The organism is Streptomyces acidiscabies (genome assembly GCF_020010905.1).
In the GTDB taxonomy this organism is placed as follows: Bacteria; Actinomycetota; Actinomycetes; order Streptomycetales; family Streptomycetaceae; genus Streptomyces; species Streptomyces acidiscabies.
Genome location: NZ_JAGJBY010000002.1, coordinates 4,794,401 through 4,815,513 on the forward strand (window position 1 = coordinate 4,794,401; position 21,113 = coordinate 4,815,513).

A 21,113-nucleotide genomic window follows, 5' to 3' on the forward strand; every position below is an offset into this window, starting at 1 on the left:
ATGGAGCCGCGGACCGGGTTGCCTCGACCGACTGTGCCGGGTGCGGGAGTACCCGGCAGCGGGAGGCGCACGGTCGACCGGGGTCCAGGGCCGCGTGGTGAGCGTAGTTGTGCCGTGGCGGCGGGGACAGGGCGGTTTCAGGTCGGTCAGGCCGCCGCCTGGGGAGGCACCGGTGCGGGCAGCCGGTCCAGGATGTCGAAGTCCAGGTGCAGCCAGGGAAAGGTGAGCAGCCGCAGGAGTACCGGGTTCGTACAGATCAAGCGCAGGTGTCCGCCGTGCCGAGCGGCGCGGGAGCGGGCGCGTTCGAGGAGCCGTACGCCGGTGCCGTCCATGAAGTCGACGGCGCGCAGGTCGACCAAGAGGTTGACGTTGTCGGCGTGGTTGATCGTGTCGAGGCGATGGTTGATGCCTGGGGCCGTCTGGATGTCGATTTCGCCGCACAGGACGACCAAAGTGCAGTCTCCGTGCGTACGGATGTCCTTGACGCAGATCACTGCGGGGAGCGGAAACACCGCGACCCTCTTCTCCGGGTGTGGATGTCCATCGGGACTGGTCACCAACGGGGTCCGGGTCGGCACTTCAGGTTAGGAGAGATGGCCTGTCCACCGGCCGGTCGTGCCGAAAGGCTGCGGAGACGTCGGCTCGTCTGCTAGGTGACGGAGTCAGGGGTGCTCTCTCCGTTATCCTCCAGGCGTACGCGGCGGGCCAGTACGTCCCGGGCGACGTCCAGGAGCGGTCGGTCGTGGCTGAAGGCGTAACCGCGCAGCCGGATCAGGGCGTGGTCGCAGTCGGTGTCCAGCGCGTCGGCGAGCATGCCGGTGGCCTGGTGCACCTCGGCGAAGTGGAGACCGGGGTCGTCGAGGAGCGGAGCGTGCGGCAGGTCGACGTGGACGGCGGTGGTGATGGCGATCTGGGCGAGGGTGTCGGCCAGGCCGAAGGCGTCGGTGAGCTGGTCGGTGGTCATCGGGCCGGGCCGGGTCCGGTGACCGGTGAGCGCGCCGAGCGCGATGATCCCGATGCGCAGGGGGAAGGAGAACACCGCGCGTACGCCCAGCGCCTCGATCGCGCCGGGCAGGGCCGGCCAGCGGACGGTGGCGAACGCGGCGTCGTCGGCCACGTCGGGCAGCAGTATCAGGGCGCCGTGGCGGGCGGCGTCCAGGCTGGGGCCCTGGCCCTGGACCTGCTGGAGATCCTCCAGCGCGAGAGTGAACTCACCGAAGGACTGCACCAGTTCGGTCCGGTCGCCGGCGGCGAGGAGCAGGCCGAGGCCGTCCAGGCCCAGCATGTCGGCGCAGGCCGCGAGGGGCAGCGGTGCCAGGCCGGGGCCGGTGTGTGAGCTGAGGGCGCGCAGGTAGTCGGCCATCATCGGATGGGTCACCGCGACCGCCCCTTCCTCAACGCCGCACAGCGCGGACGACGACCGACCGAGAGGTCGGTCCTCACCGATCACGTCGCGGGAGGAGAGACGCGTCGGCCGTGCCCTGGAGGACCTGGCGGGCGATCTCGGTGAGCCGTGTCTGGTGATCGCGTGCGTAGCGGCGCATGAGGGTGAACGCCTCCTCGACACCGGTGCCACGGCGGTTGGCCAGATACCCCTTGGCCTGCTCGATGATGACCCGGCTGTCCAGAGCGGCCTGCAGTTGCGCCGTCACGGTCATCTGCTCACTCACCGCCCGCTGTTGAAGCACACCGATGGTCGCAGTGTCGGCCAGCGCCTGACCGAGCCGCAACTGGGACTCGTCCAGTGGACCCGGGCGGTCCCGGAAGAGGTTGAGGGCCCCGATCACCTGGTCGTGCAGCCGCAGGGGAGCCGCCACGACCGAGGTGAAGCCGGCTTCCACGGCCCGTGGCGCGAACCGGGGCCACCGTACTCTCGCCGACTCGGTCCCCAGCGGTACGTCGGGGATCCGCTGCTTGGTCCGGAAGCAGTCGCGGCAGGGGCCCTCGTCCCACTCGATGCTGGCCAGTTCCAGCTCTCGGGTGCGCTCGTCCGAGGCCGCGGCGTCCACCAGCCGGCCCCCTGGGGTGGCCAGCAAGACTCCGGCCGCCGCGACATCCAGCAGGTTCACACAGTGTTCGGCCAGCGAATGGAGGAAGTTGATGACGTCGAAGTCCTGCACCAACGTGTCGGCGAGGTCGACGAACGCCGCCGCCAACTGCTCCTCGCGCGGCAGTTCAGCCATGCCCCACTCACCTCCGGCAGTGATCCGGGGGCAACCTTCCCACAAGCTGCTGCCTCCTGCTGCCACCCATCCTCGTCCGCTCGGGGCGCCTTGGCCAGGCCACCTGGTGCTGGGTTCCTGAAGCCGACAAGGTTTGCGGGGTTGGGTACGGTCGGGGTCATCAGAGGGGGGTGGCTTTTGTGTGCCGATGGCGTCGTGCGTGGTCGGCGGCCGTCGTGGTGCTGGTGTCGGGTATCGGTGGGGTCGGGTGTCAGGACGCTGGGGGCGGGCAGGGTTCGGTATTCGTGGCTCGGTACGAGGAGCCGGTGGGCGCCGACCGGGGGGATGCCGCGTTCCTGCGGGGGCTGGTCGAGGAGGCCGCTGCGGCGGTTGCCGGCTTGGTGAAGGTGGAGGTGGAGCGGCCGGTGGACGTCGTCGTGCGGTCCTGTGGCGGGGAGGGGGCCTCCTACGATCCGGAGACCCGGACGGTGGAGCTGTGCTACGAGGAAGCCTCCGAGACACGGGAGCTGTTCCGGCAGGCCGGGCGTGCACGGTCCGGCGATGAGGTCGAGGCGGTGCTCCTGGAGACGGTCTTCCACGAGACCGCGCACGCCCTTGTCGACGTACTGGATCTGCGGGTGACCGGCCGGGAGGAGGACTTCGCGGACCGGTTCGCGGCACTGATGCTGCTGGACAAGGGGGTCGTCGGCGAGCGGCAGTTGCTTGCGGCGGCGGAGGCGTGGCGGCTGTGGGCGGAGACGGCCGAGGACGTCGACGACAGAGGCGAGGACGAGCACTCCTTGGACCGTGAGCGGTTCGTCGACGAACTCTGCTGGGTCTACGGTTCCGCTCCTGGACGTCACCAGGACCTTGTCGGCCCGGACACTCTTCCCGCCGGCCGTGCGGAAGGCTGCGGCCGGGAATGGGCCGCCGTCCGCGACGCCTGGCTGACGGCACTGGGGGCGTCGGGCGAGGACTGGCGGAGTGGAGCAAGTCGTGGCAAAACACCCACGGACAAAAACTACTGAGGCGTCGGGAGCGCAGCGCGGGAACCAATGGCCGCGGTGTGCGTCCTCATGGGTGAGGCAGACGGTGTGTTCGGGGGAGATCTGGCGTGGAGACGATCATTGTGCAGCCGCTGGGGCGGGCGCGGGCTGGTGCGGGTGGTGTGGGGGTGGCGGGGTTGTTGAGGCTGGCGCCGGGGGAGGTGGCGGAGTTCGGGCGGGGGACGCCCGACGGGGAGGGTGTGTCGATCGTCCTGCCCGATCCGGGTATCTCCCGGCGGGCCGGGTTGCTGGAGGCGGCGGGGGACTACTGGCGGCTGTCCAACTTCAGTGCGGGTACGGCGTACCTGGTCGAGAACCTGGAGGGCGCCGGGGAGTACATGTCGGTGGGGCCGGGGAGGCTGTCCGCGCCGGTGCCGTTCGAGTTCTCGCGGGTGGTGCTGCCGGGGGTGCGGGGGACTGAGGGGTTCAAGGTGTTCGCTCCGCGTCCGGCGTACCGGGAGGAGCGGATGGTTCCCGGGGCGGGGGAGCGGACCGTGCACCCGTACGCGCTCGACACGGCCGCGAAGTACTTCCTCGTCCTCGTCGCCCTGTGTGAACCGCGCCTGCGCGACCCCTCGGACAGCACCCTGCCCAGTGCCGGGGACATCGCGGAACGCCTGCGTGGTCTGCCGGACTGCGAGGACCTGACCCGGTCCGCGGTGAACTACCACATCGACTACCTGGCCTGCCGCAAACTCCGCCTGGACCTCGCCGACACCCCGGACATGCCGGCCCGCACGGGGGCCAAACGCGCCGCCCTGGTCTCCGTGGCCCTGCGCTTCGGCCTCGTACGCGAGGAACACCTCGCCCTGCTGCCCTCCCGCAAGAATTGGGGCTCCGGGACGACCTGGCTGCGGGTGGCGCCGTAGCGGGCGAGCGCCTTCTCGAAACTGGCGTACGACTGTCGTCGGCGTGGAGGAAGCGGCCCTCCTCGCCGGGAGAGCTGTCCGGAGACGTAGATCGTGTCGCCGGCCTGGGCGAACCCGACCTCTCCTCGCCGCAGACGCCGTGGCGGTGGGAATCGACGGCGGTTCGGGAGGGGCAGGAGGCCAGGTGGACGCGAGGCGGGTGACGGCGTCGGCGACGGGGGCGTCGCCGGAGGCGAACTCGTCGCCGCACCACGAGCCCGCGACACCGGCACCGCCCTCGACCCCTTCGCCGCGCACCGCCGCCACGCCGCCGACGCGGTCGCCGGAACCACGGCCTGCTCCCCACCCCCGCACGGTGCCCCCCGCACACCGCCCGATCCCGCTCCCGCGCGCCGCCCGACCCCGCACGGTGCCCCACCCCACGCAGCGCCCCACAAGCCCCGCGATCAGATCATCGGCTCCGAGTCATGCCGCTCAGGACTCCCGTCCGCCCGGCGCAGCGGAAGGGGCCGCCGAGAGCCCGGGTGAGGCCCAGCAGCGGGCGGAGCGGGCAGCAAGCGGCGGCCCGCCCATTCCGGGCGTACGTTCGTGCCGTCGCCCGCCGGGGGAGCGGAGCGTCGGGGCGCTGACCGGATCGCCTCCTCGTCGATCCGGATGCCCAGGCCCGGCGAGTCGCCGAGGATGAACTCGCCGCCCTCGACATGCAGATCGACGTGGATGCCCAGCGGCGGCCGGAGGTCCTGGAGCTCGCCCGCGAGATGGTTCGGTGTGGCCGTCGCGGCGTGCAGCAGGCCGACCGGGGTGGTCCCGACGCAGCTGACCGGCAGATCGTGCGCGTGGGCCAGCATGGCGACCCGCAGGAAGTGGGTGATGCCCCAGACCGCGCTCGTCTGGACGATGTCGACCGCCCCCGCGGCGAGCAGCGGGCGGAACTGTTCGAGGCCGGAAAGGTTCTCACCGCTGGCCACCGAGGCCCGGATCCCCCGGCCGACCGCGGCCAGACCTTCGGCGTCCCAGCGCCGGACCGGCTCCTCGACCCAGGTCAGGTCGAGGGTGCGCTCCAGCGCGCACACATGGCGAACGGCCTGCTTACGGGACCACGACTCGTTCGCGTCGAGCATCAGCGCGGGTTGTACTCCCCGGGCGGCGTCGGCCAGGACCTCGCGTACCAGCGACAGCCGTCGCCGGTCCTGTTCGACGTCCAGACCCCCCTTGAGCTTGGCCGCGCGCACCCCGTGCTCCGCGTACGACTGGTACACGGCCACAAGCTCGGCGTCGGTGAGGCCGATGTCAAGACCCGAGGCGTACGCGGGCACCCGCCGGTCCCGGCCGCCCAGTAGACGCCACAGAGGCTCCCCGGCGGCCTGGGCCTTGATGTCCCACAACGCCGTGTCGAACGCGCCGATGGTCCCGAACACCGCGCCCGCGTGCCCGGCCTTGAACGTCTGCCGCAGCATGCGGTCGTAGAGAGCCGTGACACCGCGCGGATCCTCGCCGTCGAGGGCGGCGAAGACCGCCTCCGCGTCGACGGCCGGCCCCAGACCGACGCCCGTGATCCCCACGTCGGTGGTCACCAGGACGATCGGCACGGGCACGACCCCGTCGGCGAAGACGCCGTTGGCGTCACCGACCGGCCGCCCCCACTCCAGGACCGTGTTCAGGGTTCGAAATCCGGTGATCCGCATGTCAGCCCTTCGTGGAACCGGCGGTGACGCCTTCGGCGATGTGACGCTGGAACAGGAGGTAGAGCAGCAGCATCGGCACGGCGGCGATCAGGACACCGGCGGCGAACGTCGGGATGTCGTCCGCGTACTGTCCGCGCAGCGAGGTGACTCCCACCATCAGGGTGCGGTTCTCGGCCGACGGCATCATCAGCAGGGCGATCAGGACGTCGTTCCAGCAGAACAGCGCGTTGAGGACGCCGACCGAGACCAGGGCCGGGGCACCCAGCGGCAGCATGATCCGCCGGTAGACGCCGAACAGGGTGTTGCCGTCGACCCTGGCCGCGTCGACGAGTTCGGCCGGGACGTGCGCGTAGTAGCTCGCCATCAGGAAGACGGTGAACGGGAGGAACTGCGCGACATAGGCGAGGACCAGCCCGGCATGGGTGTCGATGAGGTGGAGGCCGGTCATCGTCCGGGCGAGCGGGACCATGATGACCTGGAACGGGACGAACAGGGCCGCGAGGCAGCCGAGGAAGAGCGCCTGCGACCCACGGAACCGCAGCCGGCCCAGCGCGAAGCCCGCCATCGACCCGATCAGCAGCAACAGGACGACCGAGCACGTCACCACGACGAGCGAGTTGACGAAGTAGCGTGCCATTCCGGCGCTGTTCCACGCGGTGGAGAGGTTGTCGAGGCGGGCGGAGTGCGCGGGGGCGAAGCGGTCGAGGACGTACTCGTGCCGCGTCTTCAGCGCCACGTTCGTGGTGAACACCAGCGGATAGACGGTGGCCAGCGCGAGCGCCGCCATCGCGAGGGCCACCAGCCACTTGGCCGTCCGGGAAGCGGACATCATTCCGCCCTGCCGGAGCGGCGGAGCACGCCGATCTGGAGCAGCCCCACCACCACCATGACGAGGAAGAGCACGGTGGACGCGGCCGAGGCGAGGGCCGGGCGGTTCAACTGGCCCTGCTGGATCCAGATGTAGTACTCCGGCAAATAGGTGGAACCCCCCGGGCCGCCGCCGGTCATCACGTAGAGCAGTCCGAACATCGACGTCAGCATTCCGATCATCGTGGTCACGAACACGAACTGGATGGTGCGCGACAGCCCCGGGACGATCACGTGCCAGATGATCCGGGGCACCGACGCGCCGTCGATCCGCGCCGCGTCCAGCAGCGAGGAGTCCAGCGTGGCGAACCCGGCGAGGAACACCACCAGCGCCATCCCGAAGGTCGCCCAGACATGGACGCCGACGACCGTGTAGAGCGCGATGTCCGGATCGCCGAGCCAGTCGACCGGGCCGAGCCCGAGATCGCCGAGCAGCGTGTTGACGGGGCCGTCGTAGGCCAGCAGGAGGTTGAAGATCGCGCCGACGATCACCGGCGACAGCACCGCGGGGAAGAAGTAGGCGCCGCGGAAGAACCGGTGCCCCGGAACGCGCAGGTGGATGAAGGTCGCGAGGAGCCCGGGAACGGCGACCGCCACCGGGAGCAGCAGCACCAGCACTCCCGTGTTGCGCAGCGCGCGGCGGAAGAGCGGGTCGTCGAAGAGGGCCGTGTAGTTGTCCAGCCCGACGGAGGCCCCGTCGAGTTTCCCGTCGCCGGTGAAGGAGAAGTTGACGCCCAGCACCAGGGGGTACAGCCGCAGGGCGACGACGACCAGCACCGCCGGGGCGACCAGGACGTACGGCGCGAAACGGTCCATACCAGGACGGCGAGACCTCGGGCGGCCACCAGGGCGCGCACCCCCTGCGGCCGACGGCCCCGTCCGCTCGGCCGGCGCCGGACGGACGGGGGGCGGCGCGCCATCGAGCGGCACCCGGTCAGCCTTCCCGATCGGAGGCGGCGAGCTGCTTCAGCGCCTCGTCGACGGCGACCGACCCGCTCAGCAGCTGCTGGGACAGCCGCCCCATCAGATCGAGGGTCCGCGAGGAGAGCGCCACGTGCAGGGCGGGCTTGCCGCTCTTGATCTCGGAGACGATCGTGGAGACGGCCGGGCCGCCCTTCGACACGTCGACGGAGGGGTCGGCGACGATCGCGCCCGCGTCGGCGTAGAACGCGGCCAGCGCGTCCCGCGAGGTGAGCGAGCGGACCAGGTCGGCGGCGAGCTTCGGATCGGCGGTCCACTTGGCGACCGCGTACCCGATACCGCCGTCGTACGGAAGACTCGGCGTCGCCCCGGGGGTGATGACCGGCGCCCGCATGACGCCGATGTCGCCGGGAGCGAGGAACTCGCCGAAGTCCTTCCAGTGCCCGACGTCCGACATCAGCCCGATGACGTGGGCGGCCTTGCCGGAGGAGAAGAGCGCGAAGGAATCGTTGAACATCGCCGTCGAGTTGGCCCCCTTGTTGTTGAGCCCGTCGGCGTCGGCCTCCTTCCACAACTCGAAGATCCGCTTCACGTGCGGGGACGTCCAGTCCCGCTTCCCGGCGATCCAGTCGTCGTACTCCTGGCCGGTGAGCGCGCCGGAGCCCAGCCCGGAGAGGAAGAACTGGATGCCGTCGCCCTCCTTGTTGCCGAGCGCGACGCACGCGACGCCGGTCCTCTTCTTGATCGTGGCGCAGTCGCCGACGAAGGCGTCCCAGGTCGCGGGCGGCCGGTCGGGGTCGAGGCCCGCCCGTTCGTACAGCTTCTTGTTGTAGTAGATGGGGTGACCCTGGAGCGTGACCGGTGAGGCGTAGGTCTTGCCGTCCTTGCTGAACGCGTTCCAGCTCACCAGGCGGTTGCGGTCCCCGGCGACGTAGGGGTCCAGCGGGACGAGCGCGTCCGTCCGGTCGCGGATCTGGCCGCCGCCGTTGAACAGCATGACGTCCGGCCCCTTGCCCGCCTGGATGGCCGTGCCGAGCAGGGTGTAGTACTGGTCGAACGGCTGGGCCACGAACTCGACGGTGACGTCGGGATGCTTCTTCGCGAAGTCGGCCTTCGCCTTGGCGAGGTAGGAGGCAGCGGCCTTGTCCCCCGACTTCCAGTCCCAGACCACCAGCTTGTCCTTGTCGCCGCCGGACGACGGTTTCGGCCCCGAGGCGCTGCCGCAGCCGGCCAGGACGGCGACGGTCAGGAGGACGGCCGTCCACTGTGCGTGAGGTCTCATCGCAGGCTCCACTTCTGGTTGGCTCCGCCGTGGCACGACCAGAGGTGGATCAGGGTGCCGTTCGCGGTTCCGCTGCCGCTGGCGTCGAGACACAGCCCGGACTGCACGCCCGTGATCGTGCCGTCGGCGTTGACGTTCCACTGCTGGTTGGTGCCGCCGTGGCAGTCCCAGACGATCGCCTTGGTGCCGTTGGCGGTTCCCTGCCCGGAGGCGTCCAGGCACTTGGTGCCGTTCAGGACGAGCTGCTTGCCCGAGCTGTGGGTCCAACGCTGGCTCGCGTCGCCGGTGCAGTCCCGGAGCTGCGCCTGGTCGCCGCCCGCCGGGTTCGCGCCGCCGAATCCGACGCAGCGGCCCGACTGGCTGCCCACGATCGCGCCGGCCTGCGGGTCGACGCCGCCGCGCGGTCCGGCGTTCGCCATCACGGCCTGGGCGCCGGACGGCCAGTTCCCGCCCGTGACGGTGGTGTTGCCGCGGACGACGTTGCCGCGGTCGCCGTTCACGACGTTGGTGCTGCCGTTGGTCGACCAGTTGTCGGTGACCGTCCAGTTGCCCATGTTCTCCCCGCCCCCGTAGTTGGCGGTGGCCCAAGTCCCGGTGGCGTTGAAGACGTTGCGGGTGGCGGTGTAGTAGCGGGAGCCCTCGTCGAAGTAGAGGCCGAAGTAGCCGTTGGTCCGCAGGCAGTGGTTGCCGCTGATCTCGGCGTTCGGGTTCCACCCCAGGGTGTAGATGCAGCCGCCGTCGTTCATCTGCTGCATGACGTCGTGGACGTAGTTGTCGGTGAGCCGGTTGCCGGACGCGGTGGTCGGTGTCGTGTACCGGGGCTGGTAGTCGTACAGGCCACGGCCCGCGTAGTGGTTGCTGCCGCCCGCGTCGTTGCTGCCCCAGCCGTAGCCGATCGACATGCCGGAGTAGGGCATGTTGTAGACCTCGTTGTGGGACACGTCCGTGGTCGTGACGTACGTGGTCAGGACCGACACGTTGCCCCGGTACTCCAGGCCGAGGTCGTGGATGCGGCTGTCGCTGACGGTGATGTTCCGGTTGGTCATCCGCTGGTCGCCGGGATGGTGCGCGTCGGCACGGACACCGCCGACGACGATGCCGCCCGCCGAACTGCGGGCGATCTCGGAGCGGGTGACCGTGATGTCGCTCGCGCCCAGACCGACCCCGCTGGCATGGGCGTTCGCGTCGTTGCCGATGCCGATGGCCGTCTGCCCCAGGTTGACGAACTCGCCGGCGTCGAAGGTGATGCCGCGCGCGGCGGACACCTGCACGGCGGCCGGCATCTGGTTCCAGTGCGGCCGGGCCGCCTCGAACTGGCGGCAGCCGCTCTGGCAGGACGTCAGCCGGTCGGCGGGCCAGTTCCAGTCGCCCGCGAGGTAGGCGCCGGTCTGCTGGTCCGCGTACCCCTGGTCGCCGCTGGGGCCGAGCCAGCTCGTGCCGGTGAACGTGATCCCGCTGAACGTGATGTCGTGCGCGGGCGCGTCATAGGTGCCGCCGACGTTCACCAGCGACTGGAGCACCGGCAGTTCCACACGGGCGGTGCTCATGTTCTGTCCGGCCAGCGGGATGTAGTAGAGCGAGCCCGTGCCGGGGTTGATGTACCACTCGCCGGGGGAGTCGAGGAATTCGTACGCGTTGGCCAGGTAGAACGGGCCGGCTCGGAACGGCGCCGTGAGCGTGTCGTAGCCGAAGGAGTTGTTGTTCCACGCGGGCTGCCGCATCGTGACGACGTTCCCGCGGATGCCCTGCACCGGCGAGTAGCGGTCGGTGAACGAGTTGACGCTCTCCACCTCGACCCGGCTCTGGCCCGCGAGGTTGTTCAGGTAGCCCAGCGCGGGGTCGGAGAAGGTCATGCCCGTGTTGGTGAAGGTGAACGAGGACCGGTTCACCTGCGTCCGCGCGCGGGTGGCGATCGCGCCGTCGACGTACAGCTGCCGGGTGTCGGTCCCGGCGGCGACGTCCGCGCGCCAGATGTTCTTCCCGGCGTCGGCGACCGACCAGCCGGTGACCGCGCGGGCGCCGCTGATCACGGGGCGCGCGGAGGGGGCGGCCCGCCACACGACACGGTGGCCGTTGGTGCCGGAGTCCGCCGCCGTCATCCGCAGGGGCGCGGACAGCCGGTACACCCCGCCGGCCAGCTCGACGACAATGTCGTCCGACATCGCCCCGACGAGCGAGCGCACCGCGGCCTGCGCGGCGGGTAACGAACACGGCTCGGCGGCCGAACAAGCGGTACCGGTACCGGACGGGGAGGCGTACAGCGTGGGCGTGGCCTCGGAGGCGGCGGCGGGGGCCGGGGCGGTCACGGCCGTCGCGGCGGTCAACGCCACGCCGGCCACTAAGGCCCGCACCGCCAGGGACAAGGATGCGAACACGGGATCTCCTTCTACGTGGGATGGATCCGGCGAACGCCCCTGCCTAGGCAGCCCTCAGTGCACCATATGAATCATGTACATGCAATGGATGGATACGACTCATCGCGCGATCCCTTGACGACAGTGGGACCTGCCGCTTCCATAGGGGACGTTTGAGCATCCGATCGACGCAGATGAGTCGGACTCATTCGAACTTCACGCGTAGCCCCTGTGTACGGCGAACCCCCACAACGTAGTGGAGTGGAGTGGCGTGATGATGAAGTGCAGATCCTTGTTCCGGTCCGTCGTGGCCGCGGCCCTGCTGGTCGTGGCCACGGGCGGCGTGGCGCACGGCAGTACGGGAGCTCCTCCGCCGCAGGCGTCCGCGCCGAGCGCCGGGTGCGGCACCGCCCCGGCACTGGCCAGCGGTACCCACACGATCCAGAGCAGCGGCAAGACCCGCAGTTTCACACTCAAGATCCCGGACAACTACGACAGGAACCGCCCCTACCGCCTCGCGTTCGGCTTCCACTGGTGGGGCGGCACCGCGAACGACGTCGCCTCCGGCGGAAGCGACGGGTACGCGTGGGCCTACTACGGCATGCTGTCCCAGGCGAACAACTCGACGATCTTCGTCGCGCCCCAGGGCATCGGCAACGGCTGGGCCAACACCAACGGCGAGGACGTGACCTTCACCGACGACATGCTCCGGGTCCTCGGCCGGGGCCTGTGCGTCGACACCGCGCAGGTGTACTCCGTCGGATTCAGCTACGGCGGCGCCATGAGCTACGCGCTCGCCTGCGCCCGGCCGGCCGCCTTCCGCGCGGTCGCGGCCATCGCCGCCCCCGGACCGATCAGCGGATGCGCCGGCGGCACAGGGCCCGTGGCCTACCTGGGCATCCACGGCGTCTCCGACACCATCCAGAACGGCCGCGCGCTGCGGGACAGGTTCGTCCGCAACAACGGCTGCACCCCGCAGAACCCGCCCGAGCCCGCACGGGGCAGCCTGACCCACACGGTCACCGCCTACTCCGGCTGCCGGGACGGCCGTCCGGTCGTCTGGGCCGCGTTCGACGGCGGCCATCAGCAGGGCCCCGTGGACGGGTGCGCCGGCTGCGAGAGCGGCGCCAGGAGCTGGGTCAAAGGGGAGGTGTGGCGCTTCTTCACCCGGTTCAACTGAGTCCCGCGCACGCCACAGGAAGGTGAGAGCCAGATGCCCGATCCGACACGACGGCAGGCGATGAGACTGGGCGTGGCCGGCGCTGTGCTGGGCCGGACCGGGTGGACGGCGACCGCCCGCGCGGACACGACCGTGCCGCGTGAGGTGCGGGCGGCGGGCGACCTGGCGCTCTGGTACGACGAGGCGGCCGGTGCGGAGTGGCTTCGCGCCCTGCCGGTCGGCAACGGCCGCCTCGGCGCGATGGTGTTCGGCAACACCGACACGGAACGGCTCCAGCTCAACGAGGACACGCTCTGGGCCGGCGGCCCCCACAATTACGACAACCCGCGCGGCGCCGCCGCCCTCGGCCGGATCCGGCAGCTCGTGTTCGCCGACCAGTGGGGGCAGGCGCAGGACCTGATCAACCAGACGATGCTCGGCGACCCCGCGGCCCAGCTCGCCTACCAGCCCGTCGGCGACCTGCGGCTCACCTTCCCGGCCGGGAGCGCGGTGTCCGCGTACGAGCGTCTGCTCGACCTCACCACCGCCACGACGGCCGTCACCTACACCGCGAACAACGTGAGCTACCGGCGCGAGGTGTTCGCCAGCGCACCGGACCAGGTGATCGTGATGAGGCTGACCGCCCGGACGCCCGGCTCGATCACGTTCTCGGCCACCTTCGCCAGCCCGCAGCGCACGTCGCTGTCCAGCCCGGACGGTACGACGATCGCGCTGGACGGCGTCTCCGGCGACATGCGGGGCATCGCGGGCACGGTCCGCTTCCTCGCACTGGCCAAGGCGGTGGCAGAGGGCGGAAGCGTCACCAGTTCCGGCGGCACGCTGCGGGTCACCGGCGCGGACAGCGTGACGCTGCTGGTCTCGATCGGCACCAGTTACGTCGACTACCGGACCGTGGACGGCGACTACCAGGGCATCGCCCGAACCCACCTGGACGCCGCCCAGGGCGTCGCTTACGACACCCTCCGCGCCCGCCATGTGGCCGACTACCAGGCGTTGTTCGGCCGCGTCAGCCTCGACGTCGGCCGTACCCCGGCGGCCGACCAGCCGACGGACGTACGGATCGCACAGCACGGCTCGGCCGACGACCCGCAGTTCTCCGCGCTGCTGTTCCAGTACGGCCGGTACCTGCTGATCTCGTCGTCGCGGCCCGGCACCCAGCCGGCGAACCTCCAGGGCATCTGGAACGACCAGCTGACCCCGTCCTGGGATTCGAAGTACACGATCAACGCGAACCTGCCCATGAACTACTGGCCCGCCGACACGACCAACCTCGCCGAGTGCCTCGCGCCCGTGTTCGCGATGATCGACGACCTCACCGCCACCGGCGCCCGCACCGCGCAGGCGCAGTACGGCGCCCGGGGCTGGGTCACGCACCACAACACCGACGCGTGGCGGGGCACCTCGGTCGTCGACGGCGCGGTGTGGGGCATGTGGCAGACCGGCGGCGCCTGGCTGGCGTCCCTGATCTGGGACCACTACCGGTTCACCGGCGACGTCGAGTTCCTGCGGCGGAACTATCCGGCGCTGAAGGGCGCGGCCCGGTTCTTCCTCGACACCCTGGTGCCCCACCCCGGCCTGGGACACCTGGTCACCAACCCGTCGAACTCACCGGAACTGACCCACCATCCGGACGTCAGCGTGTGCGCGGGCCCGACGATGGACATGCAGATCCTGCGCTCCCTGTTCGACGGGTGCGCGTCCGCGAGCGAGGTGCTGGGCGTCGACGCCGCCTTCCGCGCACAGGTCCGGTCGGCCCGGCGACGGCTGGCCCCGATGAAGATCGGCTCGCGCGGCAATATCCAGGAGTGGCTCCACGACTGGGTGGAGACCGAACCCGGCCACCGGCACATCTCCCACCTGTACGGCCTGCACCCCGGCAACGAGATCACCCGGCGCGGGACGCCCCAACTGTTCGAGGCCGCCCGGCGCACCCTGGAACTGCGCGGCGACGCCGGAACCGGCTGGTCGCTCGCCTGGAAGATCAACTACTGGGCGCGCATGGAGGAGGGCGCGCGGGCCCACGAACTCCTGCGCGACCTCGTCACCACGGACCGGCTCGCGCCCAACATGTTCGACCTGCACCCGCCCTTCCAGATCGACGGCAACTTCGGCGCGACCTCGGGCATCGCGGAGATGCTGCTGCACAGCCACCACGGCGAACTCCACGTGCTGCCCGCACTGCCGCCCGCCTGGCCGACGGGGAGCGTCACGGGACTGCGCGGACGCGGCGGCCACACGGTCGGCGCGGTGTGGCACGACGGCCGGCTCACCGAGCTGACCGTCACCCCCGACCGCACCGGCACTGTCCGGATCCGCAGCGGGATGTTCACCGGCGCCCACGACCTGCGCGACATGACGAGCGGCGAACAGGTGCGGGCAGTGAAGCCCGAGCCCGACCTGATCGAGTTCACCGGCCGGGCCGGACACACCTACCGCGCGACCGGCCAGAGTTCGGGCCCGATCGTGGAGCCCGGCGTGTAGAACCGGCCGGTGCCGTACGAGGCGCGAGAACGGTCAGGGCAGTGTCCAGCGCTGGTTGGTGCCGCCGTGGCAGGTCCAGACGATGAGCGGGGTGCCGTCGGCGCTGCCTGCTCCGCTCGCGTCCAGGCACTTGTTCGACCGCGGGTTCACGAGCGCGCTGCCGGTGGTCCAGTTCTGTCCGGGGCCGCCGTCACAGGCCGACAACTGGACGGGAGAGCCGTCGGTGGTACCGGTGACGGTCATGCACCTGCCCTGGCTGCGCCAGGTGTCGCCGTCCCGCGTCCACTGCTGGTCGGTGCCGCCGTCGCAGGTCCACAGCTGGAGCCTCGCGCCGGTCCCGCCGGCGTCGACGCACTTGCCGCCGGTGCCCACGATGCGACCCGGGGTGGGCGCGGTGCCGCCCAGCTCCCGGATCCGGATGTTGCGGAAGGACACCTCGTCGCCGTCGCCGTGGTTCTGGATGCCGATGTGCCCGGAGACCAGGGAGCGCGCCGGGTCGGTGTTGGTGAAGTCGTTGACCTTGGCGCCGTTCAGGAACACCTGCACGCGTTCGCCCTCCACCAGCGCCTCGAAGGTGTTCCACTCGCCCGGCGGGTTGAGCGCCGCGTCGCGGGCGGCGATGTCGGGCGCCTGGAAGCCGTAGACCGCGCCGGTGGTGCGGTCCGGCGTGTCCGTGGCGTCGATCTGGATCTCATGGCCCTGGGTGAGCGACGTGTTCGGATCGGAGCCGGGCGGGAAGCCGATGAGCACCCCGGAGTTGTCGTCCCCGGCCATCCGCCAGTCCAGCTTCAGCGAGTAGGACCGGAACTCCTTGGTGCTGTACCAGAGCAGACCGAGCCCGCCGGACGACGTCAGGGTGGCGTCGCTGTTGCTGAATCCCCCCGGACCGGCCTGGGACCAGCCGGTGGTGGCGCCGTCATAGAGGGGCGTGTACCCGTTCTCCGGCCGGCAGTCCGCCTTGGCCCGGCCCGCCGTGTACCGGATGCCGCCGAGCACCAGCGACCGCATGCCCGGCTCGGCGTAGCTCGCCTGGGTGTGGCCGTTGCCGGTGTAGAAGGAGCGTCCGCCCTGGACCTGCTTGCACCAGGTGTGCGGGTGGTCGGCCCCCATCGCGCCACCGGAGTACGTCGACTCGTCCAGCGTGGCCAGCACCCGGGCGCCGGCCCGGACGTTGCTCCGGAAGTCGTACCACTCGTCGGTGCGGACCCAGGCGGGCCCGAGGTGCTGGGTGGCCGGGTGCGCCCGGTTCTCGACCCGGACGGTGGCCTGCTGGACGGCCGGGTGCGAGGCGAAGTACGCGCCGGCCAGCTCGCCGTAGAACGGCCAGTCGTACTCGGTGTCGGCGGCCGAGTGGATGCCGACGTACCCGCCCCCGCCCCGGATGTAGGACTCGAACGCGCTCTGCTGGGCGCCGTTGAGCACGTCCCCGGTGGTGTTGAGGAACACCACCGTCTCGTACTGGGCCAGGTTCGCGGCGGTGAACTGCGCCGAGTCCTCGGTCGCGGTCACCGTGAAGCCGTTCGCCGCGCCCAGTTCCCGGATCGCCTTGATCCCGGCGGGGATGGAGTCGTGCCGGAACCCGGCGGTCCTGGAGAACACCAGGACGTCGTACGGCGCGTCGGCGGCGCCCGCCGGCGGGCTGGAGCCGAACGCGAGAACGGCGAGCGTGGCGGCGACCGAGCCGAGCACGCGCCGGGTGAACGAGCGTTTCATGTCTTCGCCCTCCTAGGACGACGTCCACTTCTGGTTGGTGCCGCCGGTGCAGGTCCAGATGATCAGCCGGGTGCCGTCGGCGGAGCCGGCGCCCTCGGCGTCCAGGCACTTGCCGCCGTTGCGGATGGTGCCGTCGCCCTGCACGGACCAGTTCTGTCCGGCGGAGCCGTCGCACGTCCCGAGCTGGACCGCTGTGCCGTCGGCCGTGCCGCCGCCGGCGGTCGCCAGGCACTTGCCCAGGGCGCGCAGCGTGCTCCCGTTGACCGTCCACTGCTGCTGGGCGCCGCCGTTGCAGGTCCACAACTGGACCCGGGTGCCGTCGGCGGAGTTGCCGCCGGCGACGTCGACGCACTTGCCGCCGATACCGGTGATCTGCCCGCCGGTGCCGCCGCCCGGCGCGCCGAACGTGAACGCGTCCACGTCGAACAGGAAGCCGCTGCCGCCGGAGAACGTCAGATACAGCGTCACGGTGCCGGACGGGACGCCCGTCAGCGTGGTGGAGACCTCCCTGAAGGTGTCCCACCCGCCGGTCACCGGCACGGCGACCGAACCGAGCATGGGCCCGGTCGGCGAACCCGTCCGTACGGACAGCGTGCCGCCCGCGCCGCCGGACGACACCCGCGCCGTGAACCGGGTCTCCCCGCTGAGCGCGTAGGGACGGAACGCGATCCAGTCGCCGTTGTGGATGTCGCCGACGGTCCTGCCGCCCTCGGCACCCGCCTTGTCGTACAGGCCCGTGCCCGACTGGGCGGTGCGGTGCTCGGCCTGGCGGTGCCGCAGTTGCAGGGTGTGCTGCGTGTGCGTGGTCAGCGCGGGCTGGCCGCCCCCGCCGAGATCGGTGTACTCGGCGTCGAACACCGCGAACAGGTTCGCCGCCGTGTCGTGCTCGCCGTCCACGGGGATCGGCAGGGTTCCCGAGCACCCGGTACGTGAGGTGATCTGGTGGCCGTGGTCGTCGTGGCCCAGGAGGTAGGTCAGCTTCACCCGGGCGCAGTCGACCGTGCCGTCCTCCGGGTCCGACACCGTGATCGTGTACGGCACGGTGTCGCCGAAGGAGAACAGGCTGCCGTCGGCCGGCTGGGTCAGTGTGACCGTGGGGGCGGTGTTGCCGACCGTGATCGTCACGCCGGCGGTGGCGGTGCGCCCGGCCGGGTCGGTCACCGTGAGGGTGGCGGTGCGCCGGCCGTTGTCCGTGTAGGTGTGGCTCGGATCGGCCGAGGAGGACGTTTCGCCGTCGCCGAAGTCCCAGCGGTACGTGAGCGCGCCGCCCTCCGGATCCGAGGAGCCCGCCGACGAGAAGGCGACCGTCAACGGCGCGAGCCCGGACGTCCGGTCCGCGGCGGCCCGCGCGGTCGGCGCCTGGTTGCCGGCCGGGTTGTACTCGATGCGGTAGAGGGCGGATTCCGCGTTGCCGCTGCCCCAGCCGGTTCCGTAGTCCAGCACGTACAGGGCGCCGTCCGGGCCGAACGCGGTGTCCATGATCTGGGTGCCGCGCCACGGGAAGTCGTTGATCTGCCCGGCCGATCCGTCGGCCTCGACGTCGACCGTCTTCAGCCAGCGCCTGCCGAACTCGGCGAGGAACACGTGCCCGTCCAGCGCGGCGGGGAACTTCACCGGCGACGGGTTCGCCGCGTCGTAGCGGTACACCACGCCGCCCATGGGGGACTCGGACCCGCAACCGAACGCCGCCACCGAGCAGTTGTCGTAGGTGATCCACGCCGGGCGTGCTGCGGGCAGGCTGGTCAGCCCGTTGCTGTGGGGCGAGTTGTTGACCGGCGCGGCGCAGTTGAACCGGCTCCCGGACGGTCCGGACGGGAACGTGTAGTCGACGTAGGTCTCCGCTGCGGTGTTCTTGCCCACGCAGTAGGGCCAGCCGTAGTTCCCGGCCGCGGTGATCCGGTCGAACTCGACCTGTCCGGCGGGGCCGCGGGTGTTGCTGGCCGTGCCCGCGTCGGGGCCGTAGTCGCCGAGGTAGATCGCGCCGGTGGCCTTGTCCACGCCGAACCGGAACGGGTTGCGCAGGCCCATCGCGTAGATCTCCGGCCGGGTCCGGTCGGTGCCCGGGGCGAACAGGTTCCCCGCCGGGATCGCGTACGTCCCGTCCGCGTTCACCTTGATACGCAGCACCTTGCCGCGCAGGTCGTTGGTGTTGGCGGCGCTGCGCTGCGCGTCGTACGCGGGGTTGCGGCCGGTGCGTTCGTCGATCGGGGCGTACCCGTCCGAGGCGAACGGGTTCGAGTCGTCGCCGGTGGACAGGTAGAGGTTGCCGGCCGCGTCGAAGTCGATGTCCCCGCCGACGTGACAGCACATGCCCCGGCTGGTCGCGACCTCCAGCACGGTCACCTGGCTGGCCATGTTCAGGCTGAAGTCGGCGTTCAGGGTGAACCGGGACAGCCGGTTGACCCCGTTCCAGGCGGAGAAGTCCGTCCCGTTGTCCGGTGCGTCACCGCCCGGTGTGGACAGAGGGGGCGCGTAGTACAGGTAGATGAAGCGGTTGCCGGTGAACCCCGGGTCCACTCCGATGCCTTGGAGGCCCTCCTCGTCGTGCGTGTAGACCGGCAGGGTGCCGATCACGCTGGTGGCCCCGTCGGCGGTGGTGCGGCGCAGCACGCCGCCCCGCGCGGTGTGCAGTACCGAGCGGTCCGGCAGCACGGCCAGAGACATGGGTTCGCCCACTTCGCCGACGCCCCGGGCCAGCTCGATCTGCTGGAAGTCGGCGGCGTTCACCGCGTGCGCCGACGCGGGCACGGGGGCGACGAACGCCGGCACGACGAGGGTCGCCGCGATCAGCACGGCCACCGCGGTCAGGCGTCTTGCGATCAGTCTCTTCACGGCATCGGCTCCGTCAGGAGGGCAGGGGGAGGCGCAGCGGGAGAAAAGGGGGCGTTGCGTGGTGCCTGCCGTCGCTACTGCGGCCAGGTGAAGCGTCGGCATGTATGCGACTCATGGATGCGGCAAGATGCGCTAAATCCTCATAGTAGCGAGATTTGACCGAGACCAGTCAAGAGTGGGGACGAGGTGATGTATACGACTCATCTGTTGATCTCGGACCGTGCTGTAGGTTTTTCGACATGGTGGAAGCGACAGTGGGCGGCGCCGCCCAGCCGACCGGCTCGTATCGGCCGGGGTACGAGGTGGCCGCCGAGCGGATCCTCCAGCTCATCGCCGAGTCGGGGCTACGGCCCGGCGACCGGATGCCGACCGAGAAAGAGCTGGCCGAGCGGCTCGACGCCAGCCGCAGCGTGGTCCGTGAAGCGGTCAAGATCCTCTCGGCGATCGGGCGGGTCCGGGCGCACAAGGGCCGGGGGCTCTACGTCGCCGACGACGACGGGATGCTGGGCTCGTCGCGCTGGGGCGGGTTCTTCCTGCCCACCGACCTCGACCACGTCTACATGCTGTTCGAGTTCCGCCGCATCCAGGAGACCGCCGCGAGCCGGCTCGCGGCGATCCACGCGACCCCGGCCGAGCTGCGCGCGATCGAAGCCGCCGTCGAGACCTGCCGGCAGGGGCATCTGGCCGGGCAGGCCGCACTCTTCGACCGCGGCGACGACGACTTCCACCTCGCCGTCGCCGTCGCGTCGCACAACCAGTTCCTGGTCGCCTCGGTACGCGAATCCCGTCGCCTGCAACGCCAGTCCAGCACGATCGGGCTGCACGGCACGGTGGGCGGGCACGCGCCCGAGGCGGTCGAGGAGCATGCCGCGATCTACCGGGCGATCCGCGACGGGAAGCCCGACGAGGCGGCCGGGGCCGCCGCCGTGCACCTCGACAACACGCTTGAGGACTACCGGCGCGAGATCCAGCGACGGGTCTTCGGCTGACACGGCGGTGACGGGAGCCGAGCCACGTCACCGCCGTCGGCTGTTCTAGAAGCCCAGCTTCCACTTCTGGTAGCCGCCGCCGTTGCAGCCCGTCACATAGGCGGCGCCGGCGTAATTGCTGTCCACGCAGGTGCGGAACAGGACGTTCGACAACTCGACCTGGTCCCAGCTCGACCCCACGGCGAGGAAGCTCTGGTTGGCGCTGGGGTTGCCCGACAAGTCGCACCAGTAGGTCGTCAGCGCGCCGTTGCCGTTGACATGCAGGCACCTGCCGGTGGCCTTGTTCTTCACCTGGACCATGTCAGAGGTGCTGTGGCGGATGTAGATCGGCTCCCAGGTCTGGTAGGCGTTCCCCTGCTGACAGGGCAGCGTGTAGATGCTTCCCGTGTTGTCGGCGTCCAGACAGCGCCCGGTCTCCCAGTTGCGCAGGAAGTTCTCCCCCACATAGGCGGAGGCGGGGGTCGTGCTCATGAACAGGGCCCCCAGGGACATCCCCACGGCGAGGGCCGCCGCCGAACCACGGCGGGCGAAACGCCCGAGGGCCGTCCGGACGGCGGACTGCGCGTCCGTCTTCAGCTCTTCTGTATGCACCATGCCTGTCTCCCCTTGACACATCGCTGATCGGAACAGGGACGGCCGTCCTCGGACCCCGATGCTGCCAGGCGGACGCGGCCGATTCGACGCCGTCGGCGCTTCGGCGGCTAAGTACAGGGAAACCTGCCGCGAACCTGC

General features: G+C 70.7%; 16 protein-coding genes. 5 read left to right on the plus strand and 11 right to left on the minus strand.

The annotated features are described in order from the left end of the window. Positions 1-146: 146 nt before the first annotated feature. The 3 genes from J8M50_RS47445 to J8M50_RS47455 form a co-directional block, all read right to left on the minus strand. Positions 147-494 carry an STAS domain-containing protein gene (locus tag J8M50_RS47445; RefSeq protein WP_100216917.1) on the minus strand — a complete coding sequence of 116 codons (348 nt, stop codon included), beginning with the start codon at positions 492-494 and terminating at the stop codon, positions 147-149. A gap of 155 nt (positions 495-649) precedes the next feature. Continuing rightward, positions 650-1,378 carry an ANTAR domain-containing protein gene (locus tag J8M50_RS47450; protein WP_010359515.1) on the minus strand — a complete coding sequence of 243 codons (729 nt, stop codon included), beginning with the start codon at positions 1,376-1,378 and terminating at the stop codon, positions 650-652. Positions 1,379-1,439: 61 nt separating this feature from the next. Next, positions 1,440-2,183 carry a GAF and ANTAR domain-containing protein gene (locus J8M50_RS47455; protein WP_010359516.1) on the minus strand — a complete coding sequence of 248 codons (744 nt, stop codon included), beginning with the start codon at positions 2,181-2,183 and terminating at the stop codon, positions 1,440-1,442. Between the two features lie 284 nt (positions 2,184-2,467). Here J8M50_RS47455 and J8M50_RS47460 point away from each other — a divergent pair, with 284 nt between their 5' ends. Together J8M50_RS47460 and J8M50_RS47465 are read left to right on the plus strand one after the other, a co-directional pair. Continuing rightward, positions 2,468-3,190: a DUF4344 domain-containing metallopeptidase gene (locus J8M50_RS47460; RefSeq protein ID WP_158002834.1), complete on the plus strand. Its 723-nt coding sequence runs from the start codon at positions 2,468-2,470 to the stop codon at positions 3,188-3,190. A gap of 86 nt (positions 3,191-3,276) precedes the next feature. Continuing rightward, on the plus strand, positions 3,277-4,077 hold the full coding sequence (locus J8M50_RS47465; RefSeq protein ID WP_029184558.1) for an FHA domain-containing protein: 801 nt from the start codon (positions 3,277-3,279) through the stop codon (positions 4,075-4,077). A gap of 446 nt (positions 4,078-4,523) precedes the next feature. Here the strand turns inward: J8M50_RS47465 and J8M50_RS47470 are convergent, their stop codons facing one another. The 5 genes from J8M50_RS47470 to J8M50_RS47490 form a co-directional block, all read right to left on the minus strand. After that, on the minus strand, positions 4,524-5,762 hold the full coding sequence (locus J8M50_RS47470) for a mandelate racemase/muconate lactonizing enzyme family protein (RefSeq protein ID WP_010359520.1): 1,239 nt from the start codon (positions 5,760-5,762) through the stop codon (positions 4,524-4,526). 1 nt (position 5,763) lies between these two features. Continuing rightward, positions 5,764-6,591 carry a carbohydrate ABC transporter permease gene (locus tag J8M50_RS47475; protein ID WP_010359521.1) on the minus strand — a complete coding sequence of 276 codons (828 nt, stop codon included), beginning with the start codon at positions 6,589-6,591 and terminating at the stop codon, positions 5,764-5,766. Continuing rightward, complete coding sequence (locus tag J8M50_RS47480) at positions 6,591-7,445, minus strand: carbohydrate ABC transporter permease (protein ID WP_010359522.1); 855 nt, start codon at positions 7,443-7,445, stop codon at positions 6,591-6,593. The genes J8M50_RS47475 and J8M50_RS47480 overlap by 1 nt, the downstream gene beginning before the upstream one ends. Before the next feature lie 118 nt (positions 7,446-7,563). Beyond that, entirely contained in the window at positions 7,564-8,832 is a 1,269-nt protein-coding gene (locus J8M50_RS47485; protein ID WP_010359523.1) for an ABC transporter substrate-binding protein, read from the minus strand. Further along, entirely contained in the window at positions 8,829-11,207 is a 2,379-nt protein-coding gene (locus J8M50_RS47490; RefSeq protein WP_010359525.1) for a ricin-type beta-trefoil lectin domain protein, read from the minus strand. The genes J8M50_RS47485 and J8M50_RS47490 overlap by 4 nt, the downstream gene beginning before the upstream one ends. Positions 11,208-11,460: 253 nt before the next feature. On the opposite strand from J8M50_RS47490, the gene J8M50_RS47495 reads away from it, so the two are divergent. After that, positions 11,461-12,366: a CE1 family esterase gene (locus J8M50_RS47495; RefSeq protein WP_010359526.1), complete on the plus strand. Its 906-nt coding sequence runs from the start codon at positions 11,461-11,463 to the stop codon at positions 12,364-12,366. A gap of 33 nt (positions 12,367-12,399) precedes the next feature. Then, positions 12,400-14,847, plus strand: coding sequence for a glycoside hydrolase family 95 protein (locus tag J8M50_RS47500; protein WP_050987397.1), 2,448 nt, complete (start codon positions 12,400-12,402; stop codon positions 14,845-14,847). Between the two features lie 33 nt (positions 14,848-14,880). On the opposite strand, the gene J8M50_RS47505 is transcribed toward J8M50_RS47500, so the two are convergent. Both J8M50_RS47505 and J8M50_RS47510 read right to left on the minus strand, forming a co-directional pair. After that, positions 14,881-16,560 (minus strand): ThuA domain-containing protein, encoded by a 1,680-nt coding sequence (locus tag J8M50_RS47505; protein ID WP_010359529.1) that lies wholly within the window; start codon positions 16,558-16,560, stop codon positions 14,881-14,883. Between the two features lie 12 nt (positions 16,561-16,572). After that, a complete protein-coding gene (locus tag J8M50_RS47510; RefSeq protein ID WP_010359530.1) occupies positions 16,573-19,392 on the minus strand; it encodes a PQQ-dependent sugar dehydrogenase in 2,820 nt (939 codons plus the stop codon). 239 nt (positions 19,393-19,631) lie between these two features. Between J8M50_RS47510 and J8M50_RS47515 the strand changes: the two genes are divergently transcribed. Next, complete coding sequence (locus J8M50_RS47515; RefSeq protein ID WP_075692264.1) at positions 19,632-20,381, plus strand: FadR/GntR family transcriptional regulator; 750 nt, start codon at positions 19,632-19,634, stop codon at positions 20,379-20,381. Between the two features lie 45 nt (positions 20,382-20,426). Here J8M50_RS47515 and J8M50_RS47520 read toward each other — a convergent pair whose 3' ends face one another. Next, positions 20,427-20,975 carry an RICIN domain-containing protein gene (locus tag J8M50_RS47520; protein ID WP_010359532.1) on the minus strand — a complete coding sequence of 183 codons (549 nt, stop codon included), beginning with the start codon at positions 20,973-20,975 and terminating at the stop codon, positions 20,427-20,429. Between the last annotated feature and the right edge of the window lie 138 nt (positions 20,976-21,113).